Genomic DNA, 24,902 nt, shown 5'->3' with positions numbered 1-24,902 from the left:
CTACTGCGGTGAGCCATGGAAGACATTTTTGTCGTGAAGCGTTGCAACAAGATCATCATTCACGGCCGCCGAGCCGGAGACGCCAGTCATCTACCCCCTGACGCCGCCGTCTGGTACCGCATCGCCGATACGCGCACTCGTGGCTTTATCGGTGACGGTTTCGATCTTGAAGAAGACGCCCAAAGAGAATGTCGACAGCTGAACGCGAGGTCACAAGTGACAGCCCGGCTAGGCTGATAAATCACCTTTCTTTTCCGGGTCTATACTGAAAACAGCTGAAGGATCGGCGACCCCATCGGTAGAAAGCTCGCTCCCCGCGGGCTTTTTGTTGCTATTTGTCAGGTTTCTTCAACGGAGGTGTTTGCCATGTCCGAAAAAGAGTCCATCACCACCCTGCTCACCCTGCTCGACTCTCGCCAGGCTCGCTTGGCAGCGGCGTGCAAAGAGATCGCCGACTGGGTTGATCATCAAGGCGGACACCCGACTGCCCTGAGAATTCGTGATCGCCTGAACGACATCGAGAAGGATGCACCACTGATTCGGAACACGCTGTCTTCACTCAAACCTGTAGACCCGCCTCTGCCAAGGTTCAGATGATTCGATCCGGACACTCGACGCGAGTACACGGTCTGATTCAGGACGCATGAACGGCGACGTCACGTCACCGAGTGCGTCCCTGCCTGATCGCCTTCTGAAATACCCCAACCCGGCTCCGCGCTGGGCTTTTTTTTGCCTGTTGCGCACGCAACGAACGTCGCCGCCCGGAGGTCAAACGATCACATGTCATGAAGGAGACATCTGATGGTCACTCATTACAAAGTTGGCGGCCACCTGGCCTGCGGTCACAAAGGCAGCAAACTCACCTCAAGCACCGAACTGACTCGCGTCAAATGCAGAAGCTGCCGAAACACCGACGCATTCAAAGAGGCACGCCGCAACGAACGCAACGCGGCACGCCGAGCCGCACGCAAAGCCAAAGTCACCCACACCGCCAACGATTGGCGCGCAGCCTGGGTGCAGCGGCTAACGGCGATGCCCGGACTGCAAAGATTGCCTCGTGGATTTACCGGTCAACCATTCGTTTAGCGGACAGCTCCGGTGGCTGAATCGGGTGCGCTCGGCTCAGCCCCTGACTGCTTGTTTTCTCGCAACGGCATGCGCTTGAACGCATCGACCAACTCCCGCCCCTCCTCGGGTGCGTAGAAGCCCTGTCGTTTGATGGCGGCAAACAGCTTCATCAACTAGGGTTTCTAGCGCGTAGAACTGCAGCGCCTTTGTTGGCTGGCGTCTAATCAGGAGGAGATCGATGACATCCATTCGTACTGCCGAACAGACCTATCGCGCTTGGTCCAGCCCAATCTTGCTTGAGCTCAAAGAGAGAGAGCATCAACTGGACCCTGAAGCCCGGCAGGCACTTCAAAATGTCCTGGTAGAAAGAAGGCTTGTCGATACCGGCAACCCTTCCGGAAAAGATCGGCGCGGGGCTGATCCAGATCAATAGCCGCTACCCCGCGAAAAATAGTGGACTGAGAAAATCAAGGGTTGGCATCAGCCTGCGCTCGCCAACCCTTATTCGCCAGAGCTTCCATTTCACTTTGATCGTTGTTACCGGGAACACTCGATCGCGCGCAGTTATCACAAGTAGCCGACTGCCTGCCCTACGTGGTTGTCATGAGCACCAACGATGAAATGCAGGGGAACATGTTGTTGCGGCTCTATGGATGGGACTTCAAAACCGCCCACTCTTTGAGTTTGTCGCTCAGATAATTCGGTCGACTCTCCTGCCGATGCTTTAGCCATTTTCGCGTGGTTCGCTGCGATTTCATTGAGAGTTGACACGTTACATCCCCTGGTGACTGCCCCAGCGCATCGCTGGCGTTCTTAAGCCTAAATGTGATTGTTGCCGCGTCAGAATTACGTCGATCCTTCGCCGGCAACGGCGTGCTCTGCAATCCTTAAGCCATGCATAGTCGTATATTTGGCGTTACCCATTGATAGGCGACGAATGGCGGTGCGTCAAGATCAAAAGATCGCAGCCTTCGGCAGCTCCTACAGAGCGTATGCATTCCCCCTGTAGGAGCTGCCGAAGGCTGCGATCTTTTGATCTTGACGTCGCTTCAGTAGCCGAACCCAGGCGTTGCGCCGGGCTTTTTCCGTATCTGCGACATCCTTTTCACCAATCACTCACAGGACAAAGCGCAGATTACCCCTGCTCCTTTAAAGAATCTCCACTAGGCCCGCCCGCATGCGGGCCATTTTTTTGGTCGCTGCTACGCTTTCCCCGTGCACAGGAGGAATAAGCCATGCCGACTCCCGACCTCATCCCTTCCCTGATTTTCAAACTCAACGAAAACCAATTAGCAATCGCTGAAGCCGTTGAGGGTCTCTCATTCTGGATTGAGCAACTGCACGGCCCCGCCGAGGACGCAATTAGAATCCGCAACTCTCTAACCAAGCTCGATGAGAATCTGGAGTTCATTACGCGCGGGGTCGCCGAACTGTTGAATGATGGGTAGTGAGGGAGCAAAAGGAGATTGCGTCATCCAGTGCGGGCATTAACCCGCCCTGAAGGACATGCAAGAAAGGGTCAGTCGTCCCTATCGTCACGATCGCGACCGTGGTTACGATCATATCGCTGATCATTGTCACGACGATCATATCCGCGGTCATGCCCTTGATCATCGTCATACCCTCGGTCGTATCTACGACCGTGATCATGGCCACGGTCTCGACCGTACCCTCCTCCGTCGTCCCAGATAGGCACGCAGCCTCCCAGCAGGAGAGGACTGGAAATGGCCAAAAGCATTAATACTGCGCGCTTCATTTGAAGGTCCTGATAGAAAAGGTCAGGCCTATGACAGCGAGCTAGATCAATGATTCATTGGCGAAATGCAGCAAGCCAAAAAGCCAAATCCAAAGCCTGAATTGACAACGTGCCCCTTCCCCACCGACACCCCCCGCGTGCACTCGACTCCGCGACACAAAATCACGATCATCGAGAACGTGTCGCGCAAATCAGAGCTGGCCTCCCAGCGCGAGTGGCTGCGCATCTGCCGCGACGAATCAGACTGCCTCAGCTTTTACACCGGCACGGTGTCTACTACTTGTGCATGAGCATCACTCATCAATTGAATGGCGTTTGACACATGAGGATGCCCAACCCAGCGGTAAGAGGCGTTATCCAACAAGCCTGTTGCTGCCTTGTTCATCAGGGTTTTTACATCCAGCCCGCTGGCGACAGCCGCTCCAATGATGGCTACCAGCGCCTGTTCAAGCGCAACTTCGCGATCAGTAATCATCCGCGTCTCCTATATCCGACTTCATGCCGGGCAACAAGATAAATAGCTCACCTATAGCCAAAATGCCATTACCCTTTCACATCCGGTCACGCAGGGCTGCGCCTGACTGGAGTGCCAACCTTGAAACTTGAAATCAAGGAGTTGTAACGGTGCGACGAATGCCGAGAGGTTCATGAGCGTACAAAGTTGAAATCGCTGCTCATCAAATCTCGATCAAAAAACCCGGATCGAAACCTGTATTTTGATTCGGATATCCGCGTGGATTGGAAATAACCCGGCACCCATTTTTGAAGAAATCCGCTGCGACGTGGGTATGTCCGTAGACCCAAAGATTGGCCTTACCCAACAGTTCCGGCCAGTCGTTTGCATAGGCTGCAATCAGGAGTGCGGGATGATCATCACCCACATGATCCAACGCTGGTGCGTGATGTGTGACTACGACGGTTTTGCCGCTGAAGGGCTTTTCCAGTTCGTGGGATAGCCAGGCATAGGCTGCCTTTGACTTGGCAATCAAGTCATCCGGACGCAGGCGTCGAAAATTTGCATCGGTTCTGATCACGGTGAAATCGTTCATCCACTCCCAAGCAACGCGTTTTGCCGCAACGACATCTCCGGTTGACGAGTAATCTGTCCACGCAGTTGTGACCAAAAAACGTGTTTGATCCAGGATCAGCACTTCGTTTTCGAGCACGTGAACGTGCGGCATTGCCACGTCCTTCATCTTTTGAAGCGTGCGATCAAGGTGACCACCGTAAAACTCGTGATTGCCGCACACATAGATCACAAGACACTGGAACACCTCGTTCGCCCATTTCACTCCTCGCGAGTTCAGATCGATGTCACCCGCGAGGATCACCACGTCCGCATCGATTGGGACTGGCTCGAACAGAGAGAATTCATTATGCAAATCTGAGTAGATTTGAAGCTTCATGAGAGTCACCGTGTTGCATCGTGCTCCGCGCATTCCTGAATTGGTTTCCGCGCATCCTCGTAGATTGCTCGAGTATCAATTAGTGAATCGGCGTCGAGGCTATCTTGAGCACCGCTGTAAACAGCTCCAAGCCCTCGTCGTCCAGAATAACAACATCAATCGACGTTTATCGCAGTAGTGAATCACTAACGCATCGTTGGTGATCTCGCCACCCTGTTCGCCAGACATTAAGGGATGGAGGCGAAAATAGAAGCCTTGAAGCCGCGAACCTTTGGTGCTTTTTTTCTACACTGACAGTGAATGCCTCTGCCTCCTACCCTGCGAGATGTGTCTTGACCAAGTGTTCGTGACGAAGCCGTTGGCCGCTGGTCTACGCTGAAAGCACAGCCGGAGAACCTGATCATGTGCGGACGACTCTCCCAGTACCGAGGCATTCACGACTTTGTAGCAGCGCTAAGCATGCCGAATGCGCTGGTCAACACTGCCGGCGAGCAGCCGTTCGGGAATTACAACGCCACCCCCACCACTCAGCTCGCCCTCTTCCACCAGGAAGGTGACGTACTGCACGCCGACCTGGTGCGTTGGGGGTGGCGGCCGCATTGGTCCAAGGACCACGCAGCGCCAATCAACGCCCGGGTGGAGAACGTCGCGCACGGTCCGTACTTCCGTGCAATCTGGCCACACCGCGCAATCATTGCGATCGACAACTGGTTTGAGTGGGTTTATGAGGGTGGACCGAAGAAGCAACCCTACCTCATTCGCCACAAGGATCGCGCGCCAATCCTGTGCGCCGCGATTGGCCAATATCCAAGGTACGAACATGGGCCGGACGAGCATGATGGCTTCGTCATCATCACTGCCGACAGTGCCGGCGGCATGGTCGACATCCACGACCGTCGCCCGGTGGCGTTGTCACCGGAACTGGCCCGGGAATGGCTGGATCCGGCTACACCCAAAGAGCGCGCCGAACAGATGGCGCTGCATCAGGGCGAGCCAGGGACGGCATTCGAATGGTTCACGGTCGACCAAGCCATCGGCAACGCTCACAACCATGGCGCCCAGTTGATCCAGCCCACCAGCAAGATCATGAGCGGGGACTATAAAGGCAACGGCTGAGCGGTTCAGCGCGTCACCTCCCGCACGTGAATATTCAGGGAAACGGCAAGGTCCGCCAGTAGGCGATCTTAATCGAGGGTTGATGGCATGGCGCACTCACTTCAATACCAGATCACCGAATCCGTTCGCATCGTTGAGATCGAGGTTGGGAAGCTGCTCGATTTGGCAGCAATGCTGAAGGACGCTGGAAATGATGTATTGGCGACGGCTGTCTCGAACCAGGCGAATAAGCTGCTTGAGGCTGCGGTAGCGCTGAGAATGGCTATGGCAGGCTGAATGCTTGCGCTGATGAGGTGAAGGCGGGAAGGATGGCCCAGCTCCGGGCTTTTTTGGCATCTGCTGTCACGCCTTCGTCACACCAACCAAGCACAATACGGTCAGCCAAAGGGATTTGGCCACGTGTATAAAGAGCCCGGCGCATGCCGGGCTTTTTTCGTTCCGATGTGCTTTTCACAAAGCGCTCATAAAATGCTGCGCAGATTGAGCAGACAGGATTTGACCCCATGCAGAGAGCCCGCCGTGCGCGGGCTTTTTGTTGCCTGCTGTCTCGTGCCACCTGTCGAACTCCAGGCGGCCGTCCGGCTGAGAGCTAGCCCCGGCGGCTATAGGCGGAAGCGCAGCACCAGGGCTTGCTGGTTGTTGGCCACTTGCTGCAGGTGCTCGCCGCTACTGCGGGTATGCGCCGCATTCCTCCGGTTGTCGCGGGTCATGTCGTGCAAGCGGTGCATATGCTGATTCACTTCCTGCGTGGTTCCGGCCTGTTCGTCCGCGGCGACGGCGATCTGCACGGCGAGGGCGTGCACGCCTTGCAGGGAATTGTCCAACTGACTGAGCGAGGTCAGCACCACCTGGGTTTCACGTTCCAGCGTATGTGCTTGTTCGGCCGAAGCCTGCATCGCCTGCCGGGCTTCAGTGGAAGAACTTTGCAAGGTGTTGGTGATGGCAACGATTTCTTCGGTGGCGCTGCTGGTGCGTTGAGCAAGATTGCGCACCTCGTCAGCGACCACAGCAAATCCACGGCCTTGTTCCCCGGCGCGCGCGGCCTCGATAGCGGCGTTGAGTGCCAGCAGATTGGTTTGTTCGGCAATGCCACGGATCACCGCGAGCACGGTGCCGATTTGCAGGGCATCGCTGGTCAGGGTGTCGACCACGCTGCCGGCCCGGCCGATGTCGTTCAGCAAGCGTCCCTGCTGGCCGATCATCTGTTGCAAGGTACCTTGCATCTCGCCGAAGGCACTCCGTGCGGCGGTGCTGCCATGTGCACTGTCGGCGGCGTTGCGGGCGATCTCCTGCACGGTGCAGGACATTTGCTCGACGGCGCTGACGACCATTTCCAGCGACTCTTGCTGCAGGTCGAGGCGTTCGCTGGTTTGCCCGGCTGCGCTTAGAATTTCGCTGCTGGCCTGACCGACGTCCTGGCTGGATTGGCGCAGACGCTCAATCACATCGCGCCAGGCCTGGGCCATTTCATGCAGGGCCAGCATCAGTCCAGCCTGTTGTCGTTGTTCGGTCGGCAGGTTCAGCTCGCCTGCGGCCAAGCGGCGGGCCAGTACCGTCATATTGCTCGGTTCGCCGCCCAGCGGGCGCATCACACTGCGGCTGACCAGCCAAGTGGCGATGGCAACGGCAGCAACGGTCAGCAGGCCGAGCAGCAAGACTTGCCACATCAGCTGACGCACCGGGGCAAACGCCTGGGCCTGATCCATTTCGGCAATCAAGGCCCAGTGGTTGTCATCGAAGACGACGGGGACAAACACTTTCAGCGCACTATTGCCGTCCAGCCCCGGTTCGGCGATACGACCCTGTTGGCCCGCCAGGGCATTGCTGACGGCACTGCCAGTAAGGCCGACTTGTGCATTGAGGCTGCGGTTGACCTGGCGTTCAGGAAAACGCGCCGAGTCCGAACGCAGGCCGGCATCGCTGCCGACCAGGTAGGTTTCACCTTTTTCACCCAGGCCCTGGCGGGTTTGCATCACGTTATTGAGCGGAGCGATGGGCAACTCCAGAACCACGGTCATTTGCAGCTCATCGTGCGACAAGACAGGGGTCGCCAGATACTGGGTCGGCTCCTTGCTCAGCGGGTTGTACTGCAGGTCGCTGATCAACGGTTTGCCGCTATCGCGGCTTTGCTTGACCAGACGCGCCAGCGAGGTGTCACGGAGGCTGGCTTCGCTGAGATTGTGCTTTTCGTCACGGCTGTCCTTCAAACTGAGCATGACCGTGCCATCGGGCATGATCAGTTTCAGATCGCGGTAACCAAAGGTACTGATGAAGTTTTCAAACATCGGATGGTCGTAGTGGGCGGTGCTGATCAGTGCGTTGCCGTCCAGTCCCTGGTAGCTGTTGCTCAGGTTACTGGCCAGGGTGCTGATCTGGTTGCGCCGCTCCTGCCAGTTATCCAGCAACTGCTGCTGTTTGATATGGGCAACCGCCTCGAGGGCGTTCAGCGTCTGCTCGCGCAGGGCCGTACTGGCTTGTTGATAGACCGTAAAGGCCATGCCCAGAACCGGGATCAAACCGATCAACAGGTAGCTTAGGGCTAACTTCAAGCGTAACGGCATGTTCAACGACTCCGCGGGTAGAAGGGTTACAGATTAAGGTGCTTGTAAATTATTCTGCAAGAACTGTGCAAATTACTGAACGCAATGAATTGGCTTGAGCTTCTGAGTCGCTGTTCTGGCTTGTAGAGCAGGCTGGACGGTGAGGGAGGAAAATCGCCGCTGGTTTTGTAGACACATCTGAAGGGCTTTTTTGGGCTGGCTTTTACAGTCGTCAACGCCCGCAATGAGCTGTGGATTCAACCGGTCGGCACTGCGGCGTGTGCTGCTCAAGTTGCATGCAAGCGATGGTGAAAGCGGCGACAGATAAGGAAGAATCGACAGGCAACATTCGCGCAGCACGGGATCAACTGAGACACACCACTGTGGGCATGACCGAGCATTACATTCGAATGCGGGAAGGCTTGAAAGTAACGCCTACGAAATGACCTGAGGCGTTGAATTGCGGAGCAGAGATTGGTTTTTGCGGAGCAAAGAAATAAGGGCTTGCATGAGGTATATCACGCAAGCCCTTGATATTCATGGTGCCGAAGCCCGAATCGAACCTTCCTCTTTGTCGCTGAAAATAAAGGAAAATTTTAAGTTCGAAAATTTCTCTATCTCTATGTGTACCCTCATTGAGCTTTTCCAATGGTACGACAGACCGTCGCTGTCCGACCCAAAGCTAACGGTGGCGACGGGCAGAGATCGGCTAAAGCGGTCATTCGACTATTACATCTGAATTGGCGACAAACCGATGCTGAGCGGACTCAAGCCGCTGCTCCTCGTCGCTTGTTAATACTCACCTCAAACTGCCCCACCAACTTCTGCAGTTTGTTGGCATTGAGCCTTACGGTTTCGGCACTGCTTTGCAGCACTACTACCGTCTGGCGCATCTCGGTGGAGGACTGGTCGACCTGCTTGATCGTCTTGCCGTAGTCGAGGCTGCGCCTGTTGAGTTGCTGAATGATCGCAAACATACTTTCCACTGCTTGATGCAACTGCACGTTTTCCGAGGATGCGTCTTCCGCTAGGCGCAGACTATTATCGACGTCCTTGACGCCCTCCTCCATGAAGGTGACGGCTTTTTGCGTTTCGTTCTGCAAGCCTTCAACCATCTGCCGAATGTCATCGGCAGCTCGTGAGGTGCGTGCGGCAAGACTGCGAACTTCATCGGCGACCACCGCAAAACCGCGACCGTGCTCACCCGCACGCGCGGCCTCAATAGCCGCATTGAGTGCCAGCAGATTGGTCTGGTTGGTGATGTCGCTGATCAGGCCGGTGATGTTGCCGATCTGGGCCATCCGACTGTCGAGCAGTTGTACGCTCGACGACGAGCGTTCGACCACGTCGCGAATCGACTGCGTTCCTTCCTGCACGGCGAGAAACTGCTCGCGGGCACGGGTGACCACTTCGTCCATCGCCTGCTTCATCTGTTCAGCACTGACTGAGGCCTGCTGAATCTCTCCCAATTGATCTTCCACGATGATCATCATGCGGTGCACCGCTTCGGCGACCTCATCTGAAGTGAGACTGGCTTCCTGGCTGCGCCCCAGCATCATTTGATTGGTGGTGCCGACGTTGCTGCTGGCATTGACCACCTGCCCTACGACTGAGTCCAGATGATCGATAAAGCTGTTGATCCAGCGGCCCATGTCACCCGTCTCATCATTAGCCATGCGCGACGTATCCAGGCGCTGACGCAGATTGCCCTCGCCTTCTGCGATGGTTCTGATCACCCCCGTCATCTCGTTCAACCTTGCCGCAAGACGTTTGGGCCCCAGCAGGCTGAACAGGACAGCGGCTGCCACCATACTCAAGACTTCGAAGGTATCGATCAGGTTCTGCGCCACACCGCTGTAATGTTGGACCATGAAGTTGCAGGCAAAGAGTCCCGTCATGGTCGCGAGATAAGGCTTCATCAAACCGTAGCTGAGTGAGCGCCGGCGGTATACCTCCTCCAGATCGGCCTCACACATCATGCCCTAACGGTCAGGTGATCCTGGCAATTGGAAAGTAACGCCCTTACCGACCACCGGAATGTGCCGGTAGTCCGCGTAACCGGGATAAGTCACGAATAGGTTGGAGCCCTTGCGGATGGTTTCGCGCACACCTGGGTGCAGTTGCTGGGTCGCTGGGTCGGTAAAGCGCAGTTCCAGTTCGGTATGTCGTTGGATCTGCACCGTCTTCCAGGGCGTGTGTACGCCGCTTTTCAGATTTTCGCCGTGGGTGAACGTACCGTCCTCGAAGCGTGAGCGCGACAAAGCAGTTCCCGGTTGGATAGCAGGATCAAAGCGTGACTGCGCCATGAATAGATAATTGTCGCCCGACTCGGCAAAAATATGTCCGGCCTCACGCTGAATAAGATCACCCAGCACATCGTTTGGTACGCGACCGCAGAGGCAGCCAAGGACTTTGTTATCTGCCTTCAGGGGGTGATAGAACATCAATGTAACTTCATCGTGGAAGCGCGAAGACGATGGGCCGATTTGCAAGGTCAGTGGATCGCTGTAAGGGCCATGGAGAAACGGCGCTTTCAATCCTTCTGCCAATGCACGAGTGTTCTGGGACTGACTTTTACCGCGCCCGTTCCAGGTCGAGGTGATGACGGTGCCGCTGGCATCAACGACAAACAGCTCCGAAAAATCTTCAGCCTGACTGAGTTTATCCATCAGCGAAGTGCTGTCGAGATGGGCGAAATCACGACTGAGATTTTCCGCCAATTCAGCCAGGTGTTCCCACTGCTCGCGCGTCCAGTTGTGCAGGAATTGCGTGCGCTTTGCAGCGATGGCTTCGAACGTTTGTTCGATCACTGGGTAAGCCGACTGATTGAGCCTGCAAGACCAGCTCATCGCAATTTTTCCAGTTCTGCCGAACCAGGGTAACCAGTGCGTTTCGCTAAAAGATAACTGCATGGAATTACTTGAGAGCGACATTTACTTCCCCAACTGCGACATTCATGTACCGAAACTAAAGGCAAATACCAAGCCAATTCACAAGCTTGCTAACAATTTCGTATATCGAGAGATCAACGCAAACTTCTATCGGTATTGAATTGAAGATCCTCTGCTCGCGGAATCTGTTCGGATCGAATGGGCATGAAACATTCGCGCTACAACTCAGTGCATCAAGCGCGATAGGCTCCATAAGAGTGCCTCCCGACAGGGTTGAACATCGCCTCCGCCATATTTATACGACAAAGCCTTGATTTGTAAGAACTTTGTCGTTTCTAGATTTTTGGAAAAACCTGCCAGCTCACGCTTCAGAAATTGCTGACGATGCACGTAAGTGGTGGCTGTCGCGGAGTACAGGATGCACATGCTTGTCGAAACCGATTCCTCCGCACCGTGTTGCCCACCATAAATTCGACTACCTACAGCTCAACATTGACGAAAAACCCTAGAAGAAGCGGTCGAAATGCACCTGCTCGACCGGCACGCCCTGGTCGAGCAGCAGCATTTTGGTTGTCGCCTGTACCATGGGCGGCGGACCCGCCAGATAGCATTCGTAATCCGCCAACGTGCCAGCCAAGGCCTGTTCCAATGCTTCGTGGATAAAGCCTACCGCCCCCTCCCAGCCATCGCCCGGCTTGGGCTCGGAAATGGCAGCATGGAAGCGAACCCGCTCGTCAAAGTCGGGTAGCGCTTGCAGTTCGGCCAGGCCGCAGATGTCGGCAGGCGTTCGGCCACCGAAGAAGAAATGCAGTTTGCGTCCGGCCATGACTGGATCACTGAGCATTCCGCGGGCGATCGACAACACCGGCGAGATACCCGAGCCACCAGCGATACAGAGCACATCCCTAGGCACCGAAGTTTTCAGGAAAGCCAAACCGTAAGGCCCTTGCAATGTGACCTTGTCGCCCGGCTCAAGCTTGGCGAACAATAACTCAGTTACCCGCCCACCAGGCTTCTTGCGGATCCAAAATTCCCATATGCCTTCGGCATTGGCGAGATTACTCATTGAGTAAGCCCGTGGACCTGGGGCGTCGTCGAGACTGAGCATGGCGTACTGTCCCGGCAAAAAATGCGCTGGAACAGGCCCGAGGAAGCGGAACTCGGTGATATCCGGAGTCAGTTCACGGCGGCTCACGAGAGTGGCCTGAAAGCTCTGTGGCAGTATGGTCGGGCGAAAACTCTCGTCGGTACGCATGCTGATCACCAGATCGCTTTTCGCACGGCACTGGCAGGCCAGCTTACGACCCTTCTTAAGATCCCGGGCGGTCAGCCCTGGCGCTTCCGGCCAGAGTTCCTCGACCTCGCCCTCGATAAGTTCGAATTTACAACTGCCGCAGCCACCCGAGTTGCACTCGTAGGAAAGACCTAGTCCAGCCGCAAGCCCGGCACGCAAAATGGAGTCATGCGCCTCGGTCTGTTCAAAAGATGCGTCGCTGTTGTTGATATGTACGATAGGCATAACGACCTCTCTTGGATTTATGGGGTGAACAACGCTTTACTGGCCCAGGAAGCGTAAGCAGTTACCCACCTGCAAGGCTTCGTGGTCGGCCACGCTGAGTCCTAGCCCCTGCAACCGGCGGGCGGGATGACTTTCGCGAATGACGAAGGGGTAGTCGGTGCCAATCATCAACTGGCTCTTGCCGTAGATTTGCATCAGGTAGGCCAGCGCCGGCTCGCTGTAAACCAGGGTGTCATACCAGAACTGCCGCGCTACTTCTTGCGGCGAACGTAGGATCGCCTCGCGAAGTGGCTTGCTGGTTTCCCATCCATGCTGCAGACGCGGCAGGATCATCGGGAAAGAACCCCCTCCATGACTAAAGGCGATACGCAGGCGCGGGAAGCGATCGAGCACTCCGTTGGCGATGAAGCCGGCGATGCATAGGCCGGTTTCGTTGGGGAAGCCGACCAGCGCTTCGATCAACGGCGGTCCGTAGAGTCGTTCCTTGGTCGGGTGCAGGGCATGTACGAATAGGCACATGTCCTCTTCCTGCAAGGCGGCGAAGAACGGATCGAAACGCCGGTCGCTAATAGCGATGCCGTTGATATTTGAGCCCACCTCAACCCCGACTAGACCGTATTCGTGCTTGAGGCTGCGCACCTCTCGGGCCGCACGCTCAGGATCCTGCAGCGGCACCATGCCCAGGCCGTAAAAGTGTTGCGGTGCGGCAGCGACCATCTCGGCGATGGTACCGTTGATGTAGCGGCCGAAGGCCAAGGCGTCGTCGAGGCTGAACCAGTAAGAAAGCAGCTCCGGCATCGGTGAAAGCACTTGACGATCGACGCCCTCGGCGGCCATTTCCTCCAATCTTCGGCTGGTGTCCCAAGCGTTGGAGGACACTTCGCGGAACGGCTTGTCGCCAATCATAACCGTGCGGTGATGGCCCTCGCCGCAGTGCATGCAGGGCCAACCGTGGTTTTTTTGCCGCCCCGGATAAGCAGGAAAGTCGGCCGGGACAATATGTGTGTGCATGTCGATCATATCTTTTTCCCTCTCGGCCTATGCCTTGATTGCACCGGCACCGAGGTCGAGATAGACCTTGCCGCTTTCTACCTTTACCGGATAGACCTTGATGGGGAGCACACAGGGAAACGACAGTGCTTCGCCGGTGCGCACATCAAAGGTGCCTCCATGCCAAGGGCACTCAACAACGCAGTCCTCATCGACATCGCCTTCAGAAAGCAGTGCCTGGCCGTGGGAGCAGATGTCATCAGTGGCGTAGTACTCATCGGCGACCCGGTACACCGCCACCGAACCGAGACCCGGCGGAGTAACCTGACGAATTTCACAACTGCCCAACGCATCTGCCTCGCAGACGTAGAAGTGGGACATATTGACTACAAGATCCATAATGGCTCTCCTTTCACAAAACTTATGCCAACCCATAGGTCGTCACCAGAACCACTCCCGCAACGGTAGCGAGGGTTCCGGCGATGACTTGAGGCGTAAAAATTTCGTCCGCCCGGATGTACACATACGACACCAGCAGGACAAATAATGGAGTGGTGGCGGCCAGCGGTGCGATGACCACAAGCTCTCCGAACTGCAGCGCCGTATAAAGCAGTACCGGACCGAGACTTGAAAAAAAACCAGCGAGCAGGAAGACGCCGAACTCGCGTCGGTTGCAGCGGATTTCGTCAGTTGAACCGGTGATCAACACGTACAACGTGGAGAAGAACCAGGCAGAGGTACAGGTGACTGCCGCGGCGGTCACTGCATCCGAACCGATATCGATACCAATCTTCCGAAATACGATGGATATGCCATACGACAACGATGCAACCAATGGCAGCAGTAGATAATTACGTGACACGTTTTGTAGGCTGCCGCTCGAGCGCTGCCCGCCCTGCGCACCAACTACAACGCTGCCCAGCACCACCATCAAGGCGCCCAACAAGCCTAATTTAGTGACCTCTTCGCCCAGGAACAGGATCGCCAACGCAACGGATATCACCGGATGAGTCAGTGTCAGCGGCGTGGTGATATTCGCTCCGAGTTTGGCCATTCCCTGGAACTGAAAGAGCCGACCTAGCAAAGGTGCGAATATCCCGGAGAGGAAAAAGTAGCGCCACTCCCACCATTGCTCGAATTGCCATCCATAGACCAGCAGACTCCAGCCCCAGAGAAATACCACGTTGATGGTTAACGTCAGCCACCACGCAGTTGTCGTCGACGCGCTCTTTACTCCGATCCGCACGAAAACGAAGGTGAGCGCAAACATAAAAGCGGAAAGCAAAGCCATGCCAATAGACATCGCTCCAGACACCTGGGTCATACTTCATTCACTCCTGCACATGCCGTGGTACTCGTGTATCCGATAGAGATCTGCTTTATGGCCAGCGCTAACTTGCTGGTCAGGCCGCCGACTTAACGGAGCAGCCTTGGCAATAAGGCCCACTCAGGACACGACCAGGCCCAGGCACGACGTAAAAACGCCGTACCCTCAATCGAAACAAAGGCTGTCAGCGAACCACCGACGAAATACGCATGCCCCGCTTACCGGTATCCAAGATTTCTCCAGTCATGTAAGAAGCGTCGTCGGAGGCCAGGAAAACGATCACGGCGGCCTGCTCCTCAATTGAAGCGGGTCGATCGAACAAACCCTCCTTGCTGACGTAATCGTAAAACTGCTGGTTCCACTGTTTCTCCTGGTCACTCAACTCACGTTCCAGGCGTGGCGTAGGCCGTTCCTTGACTGCGGTGTTGCCCGGGGCGACGCAGTTGACGCGGATTTTAAAGTCCGCCAACTCAACCGCCAGCGCCGTGGTCAGCCCGACAACGCCGCCTTTCGACGCGGAATAGGGAATGCGGAAAATCCCCATGGTCGCGTTGGAACCGACGTTGACGATGGCGCCGCCCCGCGCCTGCATATATGGCACTACCGCACGGCAACACCACAAAGGCGGCCAAAAGGATCGCTCGACCTCAGCCTTGATTTCATCTTCGCTGTAGTGCCAGAACGGCTTCTTCCAAATGGTCCCGCCGACGTTGTTGACCAACACGTCGATGCGCCCGAAAGCCAACTCGGTGTCGACCATCACGCTTTGCGCCCCGGCGTAGGTCGCCAGATCCGCGATCGCCACCGCCACCTCCAGGCCCTCCGCACGCATTGCCTCTGCGGCTTCATGGGTCGGCGCGGCGGACTTGTCCGCCAGCACCACCTGCGCGCCTTCGCGGGCCAGACGCCAAGCCGTCGCCAACCCAATGCCCTGTCCTGCGCCCGTCACCAGCGCAACCTTTCCTACAAATCTTCTGCAGCCTTGTTCGCTCATAATCCCATCCGTTTGCAATTTGATCGTGATCAGCCCGCTACGCGACTGAGCTGTTTATTCGCTGAATTCCTCGACATTGGGCTTGGCGCCCCACATGCAAAACGAAGATGGCTTCATCTCGAACTGGCGCGGCGTGTACGAAGCCTCATCGGTGATTCGCTTTACGCCCGAGGAATATTCGTAGACACGCCCGTCCGGACCGAGGAAGTAGATGAACATCGCCGTAGAGGTTGGGTGCCGACCTGGCCCGAAGGCGATGGGCACACCACGATCCTGCAGGAAGTACCAAGAGCGCATTACGTCATCGATGCTCGCGACCTGGAAGTTGACGTGTTGCACGCCCACCTTGTCCGAGGGGAACAATGCGATCTTGTGATGTACCTCATCGATGCGCAGCAGCGCGCCATCGCCGATCCTGTCGCTAACACGGGCGCTGAGCACCGAGGTCCAGAAAAGCAGGTCCCGCTCAATGTTCCGACTGTGCAGACCAAAATGACCGAATTCGGTAATCCCTGCGTCGCGCGCTGGGAAGTACCGCACTCCGGTCTGATGTGGCCGATAAACGAGCTCGATGCGGTTATCGTTGGGATCGGTAAAGGCAACGAATGCTTCGACACGACGCTCTTCGCATTCGGCCAGAGTGCCCCGGTTTACCTCGATACCTTGAGCGACCAGCTCGCTCTCGGCCGTCTTCAGCTCTTCTATGTGGCGCAATTCGAATGCCGAAACGTCATACGACGCATCGCCCTGGATATAGCAGAGGTTGAAGGCGCTGCTATCGCCACGCAGGTAGGCGTGGGTCGCGGTTTTTTCGCGCAATTCTAGGCCAAGTATGCCGGTGGCGAAGCGCACCATTTCATCGAGGTCATGGCACCCAAGGCGTAGGTAGCAGATATCGTGCAGATTGATCATGGTTTAGTCTCCTTTCGTAAAATTCATCGGTATCTTGGCCAGCCCGCCATGCGTTGGTGTAACTGCGGCAAGAAGCGTCTGGACAAAAGATAACCGCCGCCGATAAGCAGTCCCGACACACCGACCATGTCCCAGGCCAACATCGACAGCAGCCCAGCCGTGATCTTGGAGATGCGAGCCCAGTGACTCAGAATGCCGTATGCCACAGCGGCGAAAATCAGCACGCCTACGGCAACTTTTTAATCGAACAGCGCTGTCTCCCAGCCCCCGATCAGCAGCAGACCAGAGCTGTAGACGAAGGGCAGCAGGAAAGCGACCAAGCTGATTTTCACTACGGTCACGGAAATCACTATGGGGTGCTCGTCGGCGGTGGGACTTGCGATGTACGCCCACACATCCACCCCAGCGCCGCCAAATCGCCTGTCAGACCAGGAAGGTGAGGTTCGGCATTGCCTCATCGTTGTTCAGCAACATCACTTTCTTTCTGCGGATGCGAAATCCCTCGGGGGTGCTCTGCAGCCGATACACACACTTGCCGAACCAGATGTTCTGCACACCGACGCGAATCTCACCGAGCACGAAACTGCAGGCGACTTCCAACTCATCGCCCTCGCTCTTGAGTGGTATCACCGAGGAAATGGTACGGACCAGTTTGGCTTGCGGCCGATAGGCATGGGCGGTCTTGTCCTTCAGGCGCATCATGCGTTCGCTCAGGCTCGCTCGGTTGTCGTAAATGATCGCGATTCCAGTGCTAGGGTCCTGATCGTTATCGTTGCACGGCAACCAATAGAGGATGTCTCCACCGGCCCACAGGCCCATCCAGCGGTCGTACTCGTGCTCGTCCATCAAGGCTGCTTCGTAAGCCAGAAACCGCTCGAGTCGCAGTTGCGTCTCGACGTCAAGGATGCCGCCTGCCAAGGCTTCAGGGGCCGCGTTTACAATTTGCTTCGACATGAAATTCTCTCCGATTCGGATATAACCGGCCGCCTTAGCGGGCGGTCATCAGCCGCTTCCATTCCTGCATTTGCACCCGTTGGGTGATCTCGTCGCTGATACAGGACGTAATGCTTCCGTCCTCATCGACTTGCTCGCGATTCAGGCCGCGTGCGAGTAGCACCCAAGGCTCGGCATCGGCGAGTAAACCGCGCTGAGTACGCTCGAAGATTTCGGCGTCGTCCGGCGAACCCGCGGCGGCCGGGCCATAAAAGGCCTCGTGGGCGCGCAAACGCTTCTCGTTGATGCTCTGCCCCACCCCCTTGAGAAAAACTGGGTACATCAAGACTTGGGTTTCTCCTGGGCCGATTGGAATCACCACGCGCACATGGTCATGAATCAATTGCAGGTTGGGAAATAATCCAAGATGCGGGTCACCGTGCCACGCCAGCAATTCCTCAGCGTGCTCCTGGCCGTAACTGGCAATCATGTCGGCCACGTACTGACGGCCGTCTTCACTGCGCTGCAGATCATCGATAGCCATTGCCGCATGGGAACGACGCTGCTCGCGAAAGTCCAGGCAGGCGTGCCCATTGGCAAAGCCCCGGGTGCGGCTCTGCGAGACATCGGCAAACGGGTCTTCTATATGCAACGCCCCCACGGCTGAACCGATGGTGCTTTCGCGCTTGCTAAAGATCTTGAAAACCGACATGTGCACGTAGTGCGGGTGGTAGCCGTCCATGCCGACCTGTTTCCAGTTGCCGCGGTACATGGTCTTGTTGAGCACGCCCGGCTTTACCTCGATTTCGCCGATCGGAGAAGAGTCGATCATGATGTCGAAGAATTTCTTGGTCGATCCCAGGTACTCGTCGAGTGTCACGCCCTCTTCAGCCAGGCTGGCAAAGACAAAACCGCGGTAGCTGCCGACACGCGGCACCTTGGGCAGTGCGTGCTCGGTGCTTGAAAAGTTCTTGTCGTAAGCTTCCGCACCGGTGACCCCGACAAGGTCGCCCTTGGTGTCATAGGTCCAGCCGTGATACCAGCACTGGAAGCGCTTAGCATTGCCGCGTGGAGCCTCGCAGACCTGAGCGCCACGGTGGCGGCAGCGATTGATAAGCAATTGAACCTTGCCAGTCTCGTCACGCGTGGCGATGACCGGAAAACGGCCCAGTTGGATACGCTTAAAATCGCCGAATTTGGGTATTTCACTCTCATGCAGGGCGAACAGCCAGGTACGGTGGAATATACGTTCCATCTCGTCCTGAAAAATCTGTTCATCGGTGAAAATGGAACTATGAACGCGGTCTTCTTTGACCAACGCACCATAGTCACGGCTGGATGCAATCAACGTTGTCATTGTTATGGCCTCATCACTACAGGTCTTAGCCGCCGTCGCTGCGGCGTGGTTTTCCAGCGGCGGTACCGCCTGGCGCTATTCGTTTAGGAAATCCGTCACCAGCTTATTGAAGCGCGCAGCGTGTTCTATCTGCGTCCAGTGCCCACAGCGACCGAACATGTGTAGTTGCGCCTGATCGATCAGCTCGAACAGCTTCTTCGAAGTCACCGGCGGCACAATTCTGTCTTCGCGACCATGGATGATCAGGGTCGCCTTATCCAGCGCGCGGATGTCGGCTTCTGGACTCGCCAGTGCATCTACCCAGCGCTGACGCGGGGCCGGGAACATCTGTGCGAACGCCTCCTGGTAGCCGGGGCGGATGCTGGCGCGATAGCGCAACTCAGCCAACTCGTCGCTGATCAGCGCCTTGTTGTAAGCGAAGCCGTCCATGAGGTGGCGCATGCCTTTGACCGACGGCACATAGCCCCAAACATCGTCCAGCCCTTGGGTCAGCTCGAAGTCAACACCGGCGGCGCCCATCAGCACTAGGCGCCGCACGCGCTGCGGATAACGAATCGCCATGGCCAGCGCGAGGGCGCCTCCGTAGGAATTTCCGACAACATCGGCCTGCTCGATTTCGAGGGCGTCGAGAAAGTCGATAGCGTGCTTGACCCAGGTGTCCAGGTTGTACTGGATACCCTCTTTGCGCTCGGTATAACCAAAGCCAACCATATCCGGCGCCACCACGCGGCGGCCCTCAGCCAGCAACGGAATATTTAAGCGCCAGTTGGCCCAGGCGGTAACGCCGGGGCCGGAACCGTGCAGCAACAGCAACGGCGTAGCATTGCCCTGGCCAGCGTCATGGTAGTTGGTGTCGATGCCGCCCGCGTTTATACGCAGGCCGATTTCAGGATTCTCCACGCTCATTTTTTATCCTTATCGCGTTGTGCCATTGATTGCCCTGCCGTGCCCTAATGGGGCTTGGACAGTTCATGTATCAGTACCCGGCGCTCCGGGCTTCACCGCCACATCTCAACGACAGTCGCCGTGAGATTGTGGTGCCGTCGTTCATTCAGGTCGGTAGAACGGCCACTAAGTCGTTACCTGCAACAGCGGCATGGCCGGTCTGCTCTTTTAACCTGGCAAAACGCACGCTGACTGAGCCGAGGCCCTGGTAGCGCACGGTGATGTTGTCGCCAGGCATCACCGGCACCGCCGCGGTGATACCGCCGGTCATGATGAAACTGCCCGCAGGAATGTGTTCGCCGCGTTCAGCCAGCAGGTTAGCCAGCATCACCACGCTGACGGCCGGGTGACCGAGTACCGCAGCGCCGGCGCCGAGCGCCACCACTTCGCCATTCTTCTCCATCACCACGCCAAGGGTGCGCAGGTCGAGTTCGGCGAAACCGGCCATCTGCCCGCCGATGATGAAGTGTGTCGTCGACGCGTTCTCGGCGACCTCGCTGATCAGGTCGAACTTGAGGTTCTCGTAGCGCGAGCTGTTTACTCCCAACACCGGGATTACGAAGTCGGTGGCCGCCAGCACTTGACCGATATGGCAACCAGGACCGTGAATCGGTGACTTGGTGACAAAGCCGATTTGCGCGTCAATCTTTGAGTGGTTCAATTTCGAACAATCCACCACGCCTCCATCAGCGACGCTGAAGTGGTCGGCAAGGAAGCCGTAGACTGGCGCTTTCAGTCCCATCTGCGCCAACTTCGTCCAAGAAGTCATGCCCATCTTCAGGCCGACGATCTTGCTGCCCCGGGCCTCCTTGCTTTGGCGAATTGCCCACTGCACGTCGTAAGCATCGGCGAGGTTCATTTCTGGGTAATCGTCAGTCACCTTAGAAACATCACGGGCATTCAGCTCGGCGTTTTCGATGTGCTCGGCCAGCGCCAGCACCTGTTCGCGACTTAGGGTGGACTTCATACGCCGTGCTCCTTACGGGCATCCAGCAGGTCTAAGGCAACGTCAACAATCATGTCTTCCTGGCCGCCGATCATCCGGCGTTTACCTAGCTCAACGAGGATGTCGAGAGTCTTGAGGCCGTACTTCGCCGCCGCCACTTCGGCATGACGCAGGAAGCTCGAATAGACGCCGGCGTAACCCAGGGCCAGAGTCTCGCGATCGACCCGAACCGGTCGGTCCTGTAACGGGCGAACGATGTCGTCGGCGGCGTCCATCAGCGTGTAAAGATCAGTGCCGTGGTTCCAGCCCAGGCGTTCGGCGGCGGCGATAAACACTTCCAGCGGCGCGTTACCGGCCCCGGCTCCCATGCCGGCGAGGCTGGCGTCAATGCGGTCGCAACCTTCTTCGACGGCGGTGATCGAGTTGGCCACCCCCAGGCTCAGGTTATGGTGAGCGTGCATGCCGGTTTCGGTTTCCGGATTGAGCACGGCCTTGAACGCACGGAAGCGGTCGCGAATATCCTGCATGTTCATCGCCCCGCCCGAGTCGGCCATGTAAACGCACGTCGCGCCGTAGCTTTCCATCAGCTTGGCCTGCGCGGCCAACTGCTCGGCCGGGATCATGTGGCTCATCATGAGGAAACCAACGGTGTCCATGCCCAACTCGCGGGCGTATTCGATGTGCTGTTTCGAGACATCGGCTTCGGTGCAGTGAGTGGCGATGCGCACCACCCGGGCACCGGCGTTGTAGGCCGCTTTCAGGTCATGCACCGAGCCGATGCCGGGCAACAACAGGGTGGTGATTTTCGCGTGGCTGATGACATCTGCGGCCGCTTCGATCCACTCCAGATCGGTGTGCGCCGCGAAGCCGTAGTTGAAGCTCGAACCTTGCAGACCATCACCGTGAGCCACTTCAATCGAGTCGACCTTAGCCTTGTCCAATGCGCGGGCAATGTCCTGCACATTCTGGATCGAGTACTGGTGACGAATCGCGTGGCTGCCATCGCGCAGGGTGACGTCGGAGATGTAGAGTTTTTTGCCGGGATTAAAAGTCATGTCGAATTCCTCAGGCGTTCAGCATCGACAGCGCCATGCGCTCGGCAGTGGCCAAGGCAGCGGAGGTCATGATGTCGAGGTTGCCGGCGTAGGCTGGCAGGTAGTGGGCGGCGCCTTCGACTTCGAGGAAGATTGAGGTCTTAAGCCCCGAGAATTTTCCCAGGCCAGGAATGTTCAAGGGCGCGTCTTCGGGGATGACGTCAAACTGCACTTTTTGTTTCAAACGATAGCCCGGCACATAGGCCTGTACAGCGGCAGCCATCTCGACGATAGACGCCTCTATTTCCGCCTGATTAGCCGCTTCGGACAGCACGAACACCGTGTCGCGCATCATCAGCGGCGGCTCAGCGGGGTTCATCACGATGATCGCTTTACCCTTGGCTGCACCACCGATCACTTCGATGGCCTTGGAGGTGGTTTCGGTGAATTCATCGATGTTGGCGCGGGTACCGGGGCCAGCGGATTTACTGGAAATCGAGGCGACGATTTCGGCGTAATGTACCTTGGCAACTCGGGAGACAGCCGCGACCATCGGGATGGTCGCCTGGCCACCGCAGGTGACCATGTTGACGTTGACTTGATCGAGGTTTTTTTCCAGGTTAACCACAGGGACGCAATACGGGCCGATGGCGGCGGGCGTCAGGTCGATCAGGCGGATATCGGGTTTGATTGAGCGCAGGAAGGCGTCGTTTTTCACGTGTGCACCTGCCGAGGTGGCATCGAAGACAAAATCGATGTCTTGGAAAACGTCCATGCGGGTAAGGCCTGCTACTCCTTCGTGGGTGGTGGCCACTCCCATTCGTTTTGCGCGAGCCAAGCCGTCGGAGGCTGGATCGATGCCGACCATCACAGTCATGTCCAGATGCATGGCGTTACGCAGAATCTTGATCATCAGGTCGGTGCCGATGTTGCCGGAACCAATAATGGCGACTTTGAGTTTCTTGTTCATGAGAGTTCCTCGGATCAAGTAAAGCGCACGGAGGCGCTGCCAATACCGCCGATGTCTACACGCATCACGTCGCCGGCTTTGACCGGCTCCAGCGGTACCAGCGAACCGGAAAGAATTACCTCGCCAGCTTTCAGCGGGATGCCGAAGCGGCCCAGGGTGTTGGCTAGCCAAGCCACGCAGTTGACTGGAGAACCGAGCGCCGCAGCGCCGGCGCCGGTGCTTATGACGTGGCCGTTCTTCTCCACCACCATGCCGCAGGTCGCCAGGTCGACTTGACGCGGTGAGACCGCCTGGTCGCCGAGCACAAACAGACCGCAGGAGGCGTTATCCGCCACAGTGTCCTGGATCTTGATTTTCCAGTCGCGAATGCGAGAATCAACGATCTCGAAACACGGCATCACGCATTCGGTGGCGGCCAGCACGTCGGCGTTAGTTACGCCTGGGCCAAGCAAATCCTTCTTGAGGATGAAGGCAATTTCACCCTCGGCTTTGGGCTGGATCAGCAGTTGACTGATCGGCATCGCCTCGCCGCTGTTGAACACCATGGCATCGGTCAGGTAACCGAAATCCGGCTGATGTACGTTGAGCATGTTCTGCACTGCCTTGCTGGTGACGCCGATCTTTTTACCGATGACCTTCTCACCTACCGCCAAGCGCCGTGCGAGCATACGCAGCGAAATGCGATAGGCATCGTCGAGCGTAATGTTCGGCTCCCGCTCGGTCAGTGGCGCCACCGTGCTCCGTTCGAGCATCGCAGTGAAAAGTTCGTCGCCGTACTGGTCAATCCTGTTTTTTTCCATCCCAGTTCCCCTTTGGCCGCTCGCGCTACGGCGCCGGCTAATACTTAGTTCGGATATTAGAAAGCTCGTCGTAGAACTCGAGGCCAAGTACACCCACTTCGCGGCCTGTACCCGATTGCTAGCTGCCGCCGAACGGAGTGCGCAAGTCGCGCAGGAACTACTGCTGGTCGCGACGCCTGTGACTTCATGGGCGCCAAGTTAGTGAAGGTGCACGCGCTAATGCCGGGGTGGCGGGTCACGCAATCAGACCCGAAACCATGCGCCTCGCTGCAGACGCTCTTGGGAATCCTGGTTGTGCTAATCACCTGACCAAGCGGGGTGGTGGTATGCCGCATTACTGCGGAGCGCTTAGCCATCACCGTGGAACCGCAGGTCAGATCCGGGCGCACTTCCCAGGTCATCAGCATCAGCGGCAAACTCAACAAGGCGATGACCGCAATCAGCTCGCGCGGCCGGCGCAGCTCATAATTGAGCGCGCCGTTAGCATCCGGGATATCCACTTGAAAGCCTTCGGAGGGCACGCTCTTCACTAGGCCGGCAAAGGCTTGCACGCTCGTCACACCACGCGAGACTTCGTCTATTCGCGAGGCATGCAATTTTGGTATTTTGGTTTTTAGGCTCTCAGCGTTGATGAACCCATCGAAGCGAGCATCGATACAGTCGACCAAGCTGCGTAACAGAGCAATGCGCTCAGCCACTGGCATTAGGCCCCACTCTCCCTGGGGGAAAGCATGGGCGGTGCATGCCGGCGTGCCGACTTGGCAGCATTCATGCACCTTGGCAATCACCGAGCCGTTGGCAGTGTTGATGTCGTCGAAGGAGCAACCACGATGCGAGGCCACAAATTCGCCGCTGATAAAATGCTTGATCTCACTCATCGACAACTCCATCACGTCCAGTCTTTGGCTGGGTTTTTCTTATTCTTAGAGAATCAATCTTTGAGACTGATTTTTACAAATCACACCCTCACTCAAGCAAATTCCGCTTCATCGCCGTGACGGCAACTCCATTTTGGAGAGGCTTGAAACACATCCCTACGTAAGCGCAAATCTGCTATCAGATGAACTTAGATATCTAAGTTAGATGCCTAAGATACTACGCATCGCAGGACTGTCAAGAGGGGGGTATCACGAAAATTTTTACCCGCGAAGGAGCCGATTCAGTGCCCAAGCCAGCGGACCCGCATTTTTCAGATCCGCTCCCGGCGTAACCCTGCATCCCAATTTTTTAAGAAATGGGATGCACGGCACCATCTCTATCTGCCTAGTGAAACCATTGAAGTAGACGTGCGGGAGCGCTGGCCGCGGATATCGAGTCTGACCACATCACCACGGATGATTGCTGACGCGCACATGGACCATGCGCGAGTCATTGCGCCGTAAGGACGCAGTGATTTGC

Annotated in this window: 28 protein-coding genes and 1 pseudogene; 8 read left to right on the top strand and 21 right to left on the bottom strand. The window is 56.8% G+C overall.

Features of this window, described 5'->3' with window-relative positions; genetic code table 11:
• The first annotated feature begins 15 nt into the window (after nt 1-15).
• The 3 genes from JFU37_RS30840 to JFU37_RS25415 all read left to right on the top strand — a co-directional run bounded on the left by JFU37_RS30840 (nt 16) and on the right by JFU37_RS25415 (nt 1,086).
• Entirely contained in the window at nt 16-237 is a 222-nt protein-coding gene (locus tag JFU37_RS30840; protein ID WP_242485824.1) for a hypothetical protein, read from the top strand.
• A 129-nt stretch (nt 238-366) separates the two neighbouring features.
• Nucleotides 367-597 (top strand): hypothetical protein, encoded by a 231-nt coding sequence (locus JFU37_RS25420; RefSeq protein ID WP_010460746.1) that lies wholly within the window; start codon nt 367-369, stop codon nt 595-597.
• Nucleotides 598-801: 204 nt separating this feature from the next.
• Nucleotides 802-1,086, top strand: a complete 285-nt coding sequence (locus JFU37_RS25415; RefSeq protein WP_201119792.1) for a hypothetical protein — start codon at nt 802-804, stop codon at nt 1,084-1,086.
• On the opposite strand, the gene JFU37_RS25410 is transcribed toward JFU37_RS25415, so the two are convergent.
• On the bottom strand, nt 1,083-1,238 hold the full coding sequence (locus tag JFU37_RS25410; RefSeq protein WP_201119791.1) for a hypothetical protein: 156 nt from the start codon (nt 1,236-1,238) through the stop codon (nt 1,083-1,085). The two genes, JFU37_RS25415 and JFU37_RS25410, sit on opposite strands and share 4 nt — an antisense overlap.
• Nucleotides 1,239-1,306: 68 nt before the next feature.
• On the opposite strand from JFU37_RS25410, the gene JFU37_RS25405 reads away from it, so the two are divergent.
• A complete protein-coding gene (locus tag JFU37_RS25405) occupies nt 1,307-1,501 on the top strand; it encodes a hypothetical protein (protein WP_201119790.1) in 195 nt (64 codons plus the stop codon).
• A 134-nt stretch (nt 1,502-1,635) separates the two neighbouring features.
• On the opposite strand, the gene JFU37_RS25400 is transcribed toward JFU37_RS25405, so the two are convergent.
• Nucleotides 1,636-1,839 (bottom strand): hypothetical protein, encoded by a 204-nt coding sequence (locus JFU37_RS25400; RefSeq protein ID WP_201119789.1) that lies wholly within the window; start codon nt 1,837-1,839, stop codon nt 1,636-1,638.
• A 464-nt stretch (nt 1,840-2,303) separates the two neighbouring features.
• On the opposite strand from JFU37_RS25400, the gene JFU37_RS25395 reads away from it, so the two are divergent.
• Nucleotides 2,304-2,516: a hypothetical protein gene (locus JFU37_RS25395; RefSeq protein WP_201119788.1), complete on the top strand. Its 213-nt coding sequence runs from the start codon at nt 2,304-2,306 to the stop codon at nt 2,514-2,516.
• 564 nt (nt 2,517-3,080) lie between these two features.
• Here JFU37_RS25395 and JFU37_RS25390 read toward each other — a convergent pair.
• Nucleotides 3,081-3,299, bottom strand: a complete 219-nt coding sequence (locus tag JFU37_RS25390) for a hypothetical protein (protein ID WP_201119787.1) — start codon at nt 3,297-3,299, stop codon at nt 3,081-3,083.
• A 202-nt stretch (nt 3,300-3,501) separates the two neighbouring features.
• A complete protein-coding gene (locus JFU37_RS25385; RefSeq protein ID WP_201119786.1) occupies nt 3,502-4,230 on the bottom strand; it encodes a metallophosphoesterase family protein in 729 nt (242 codons plus the stop codon).
• 402 nt (nt 4,231-4,632) lie between these two features.
• On the opposite strand from JFU37_RS25385, the gene JFU37_RS25380 reads away from it, so the two are divergent.
• Entirely contained in the window at nt 4,633-5,346 is a 714-nt protein-coding gene (locus JFU37_RS25380) for an SOS response-associated peptidase family protein (protein ID WP_201119785.1), read from the top strand.
• Between the two features lie 87 nt (nt 5,347-5,433).
• Entirely contained in the window at nt 5,434-5,622 is a 189-nt protein-coding gene (locus tag JFU37_RS25375; protein ID WP_201119784.1) for a hypothetical protein, read from the top strand.
• A 326-nt stretch (nt 5,623-5,948) separates the two neighbouring features.
• On the opposite strand, the gene JFU37_RS25370 is transcribed toward JFU37_RS25375, so the two are convergent.
• The gene (locus tag JFU37_RS25370) at nt 5,949-7,907 is read right to left on the bottom strand and encodes a methyl-accepting chemotaxis protein (RefSeq protein WP_201119783.1); all 1,959 of its coding nucleotides are present in this window, start codon (nt 7,905-7,907) and stop codon (nt 5,949-5,951) included.
• A 290-nt stretch (nt 7,908-8,197) separates the two neighbouring features.
• On the opposite strand from JFU37_RS25370, the pseudogene JFU37_RS31365 reads away from it, so the two are divergent.
• A pseudogene (locus JFU37_RS31365) lies at nt 8,198-8,332 on the top strand (integrase); the annotation flags it as partial.
• Nucleotides 8,333-8,653: 321 nt separating this feature from the next.
• On the opposite strand, the gene JFU37_RS31360 reads toward JFU37_RS31365, so the two are convergent.
• The 16 genes from JFU37_RS31360 to JFU37_RS25295 form a co-directional block, all read right to left on the bottom strand.
• Nucleotides 8,654-9,304: a methyl-accepting chemotaxis protein gene (locus JFU37_RS31360; RefSeq protein ID WP_446739611.1), complete on the bottom strand. Its 651-nt coding sequence runs from the start codon at nt 9,302-9,304 to the stop codon at nt 8,654-8,656.
• A gap of 564 nt (nt 9,305-9,868) precedes the next feature.
• A complete protein-coding gene (locus JFU37_RS31355; protein ID WP_446739608.1) occupies nt 9,869-10,735 on the bottom strand; it encodes a cache domain-containing protein in 867 nt (288 codons plus the stop codon).
• Nucleotides 10,736-11,282: 547 nt separating this feature from the next.
• Complete coding sequence (locus tag JFU37_RS25360; protein ID WP_201119782.1) at nt 11,283-12,296, bottom strand: 2Fe-2S iron-sulfur cluster-binding protein; 1,014 nt, start codon at nt 12,294-12,296, stop codon at nt 11,283-11,285.
• 36 nt (nt 12,297-12,332) lie between these two features.
• Nucleotides 12,333-13,307, bottom strand: coding sequence for an amidohydrolase family protein (locus tag JFU37_RS25355; protein ID WP_242485822.1), 975 nt, complete (start codon nt 13,305-13,307; stop codon nt 12,333-12,335).
• A gap of 27 nt (nt 13,308-13,334) precedes the next feature.
• Nucleotides 13,335-13,685 carry a non-heme iron oxygenase ferredoxin subunit gene (locus tag JFU37_RS25350; protein WP_201119780.1) on the bottom strand — a complete coding sequence of 117 codons (351 nt, stop codon included), beginning with the start codon at nt 13,683-13,685 and terminating at the stop codon, nt 13,335-13,337.
• Between the two features lie 22 nt (nt 13,686-13,707).
• Entirely contained in the window at nt 13,708-14,610 is a 903-nt protein-coding gene (locus JFU37_RS25345; RefSeq protein WP_201119779.1) for a DMT family transporter, read from the bottom strand.
• A 187-nt stretch (nt 14,611-14,797) separates the two neighbouring features.
• Complete coding sequence (locus tag JFU37_RS25340; RefSeq protein WP_201119778.1) at nt 14,798-15,607, bottom strand: 1,6-dihydroxycyclohexa-2,4-diene-1-carboxylate dehydrogenase; 810 nt, start codon at nt 15,605-15,607, stop codon at nt 14,798-14,800.
• 54 nt (nt 15,608-15,661) lie between these two features.
• A complete protein-coding gene (locus JFU37_RS25335; RefSeq protein WP_201119777.1) occupies nt 15,662-16,519 on the bottom strand; it encodes a VOC family protein in 858 nt (285 codons plus the stop codon).
• A gap of 423 nt (nt 16,520-16,942) precedes the next feature.
• Nucleotides 16,943-17,473: an aromatic-ring-hydroxylating dioxygenase subunit beta gene (locus JFU37_RS25330; protein ID WP_201119776.1), complete on the bottom strand. Its 531-nt coding sequence runs from the start codon at nt 17,471-17,473 to the stop codon at nt 16,943-16,945.
• A 34-nt stretch (nt 17,474-17,507) separates the two neighbouring features.
• Nucleotides 17,508-18,809: an aromatic ring-hydroxylating oxygenase subunit alpha gene (locus JFU37_RS25325; protein WP_201119775.1), complete on the bottom strand. Its 1,302-nt coding sequence runs from the start codon at nt 18,807-18,809 to the stop codon at nt 17,508-17,510.
• Between the two features lie 75 nt (nt 18,810-18,884).
• Complete coding sequence (locus JFU37_RS25320) at nt 18,885-19,715, bottom strand: alpha/beta fold hydrolase (RefSeq protein ID WP_201119774.1); 831 nt, start codon at nt 19,713-19,715, stop codon at nt 18,885-18,887.
• Nucleotides 19,716-19,860: 145 nt separating this feature from the next.
• Entirely contained in the window at nt 19,861-20,721 is an 861-nt protein-coding gene (gene dmpH / locus JFU37_RS25315; RefSeq protein WP_201119773.1) for a 2-oxo-3-hexenedioate decarboxylase, read from the bottom strand.
• Entirely contained in the window at nt 20,718-21,755 is a 1,038-nt protein-coding gene (gene dmpG, locus JFU37_RS25310) for a 4-hydroxy-2-oxovalerate aldolase (RefSeq protein ID WP_201119772.1), read from the bottom strand. The genes dmpH and dmpG overlap by 4 nt, the downstream gene beginning before the upstream one ends.
• A 10-nt stretch (nt 21,756-21,765) precedes the next feature.
• Nucleotides 21,766-22,704: an acetaldehyde dehydrogenase (acetylating) gene (locus tag JFU37_RS25305; protein WP_201119771.1), complete on the bottom strand. Its 939-nt coding sequence runs from the start codon at nt 22,702-22,704 to the stop codon at nt 21,766-21,768.
• Between the two features lie 14 nt (nt 22,705-22,718).
• Nucleotides 22,719-23,504, bottom strand: coding sequence for a 2-oxopent-4-enoate hydratase (gene dmpE, locus JFU37_RS25300; protein WP_201119770.1), 786 nt, complete (start codon nt 23,502-23,504; stop codon nt 22,719-22,721).
• A 56-nt stretch (nt 23,505-23,560) separates the two neighbouring features.
• The gene (locus JFU37_RS25295; RefSeq protein WP_201119769.1) at nt 23,561-24,382 is read right to left on the bottom strand and encodes an aldehyde dehydrogenase family protein; all 822 of its coding nucleotides are present in this window, start codon (nt 24,380-24,382) and stop codon (nt 23,561-23,563) included.
• Nucleotides 24,383-24,902: the final 520 nt, after the last annotated feature.

The sequence above is a fragment of the Pseudomonas sp. TH41 genome (genome assembly GCF_016650695.1).
GTDB lineage: Bacteria > Pseudomonadota > Gammaproteobacteria > Pseudomonadales > Pseudomonadaceae > Aquipseudomonas.
This window is presented reverse-complemented; position numbering and strand designations above follow the sequence as displayed.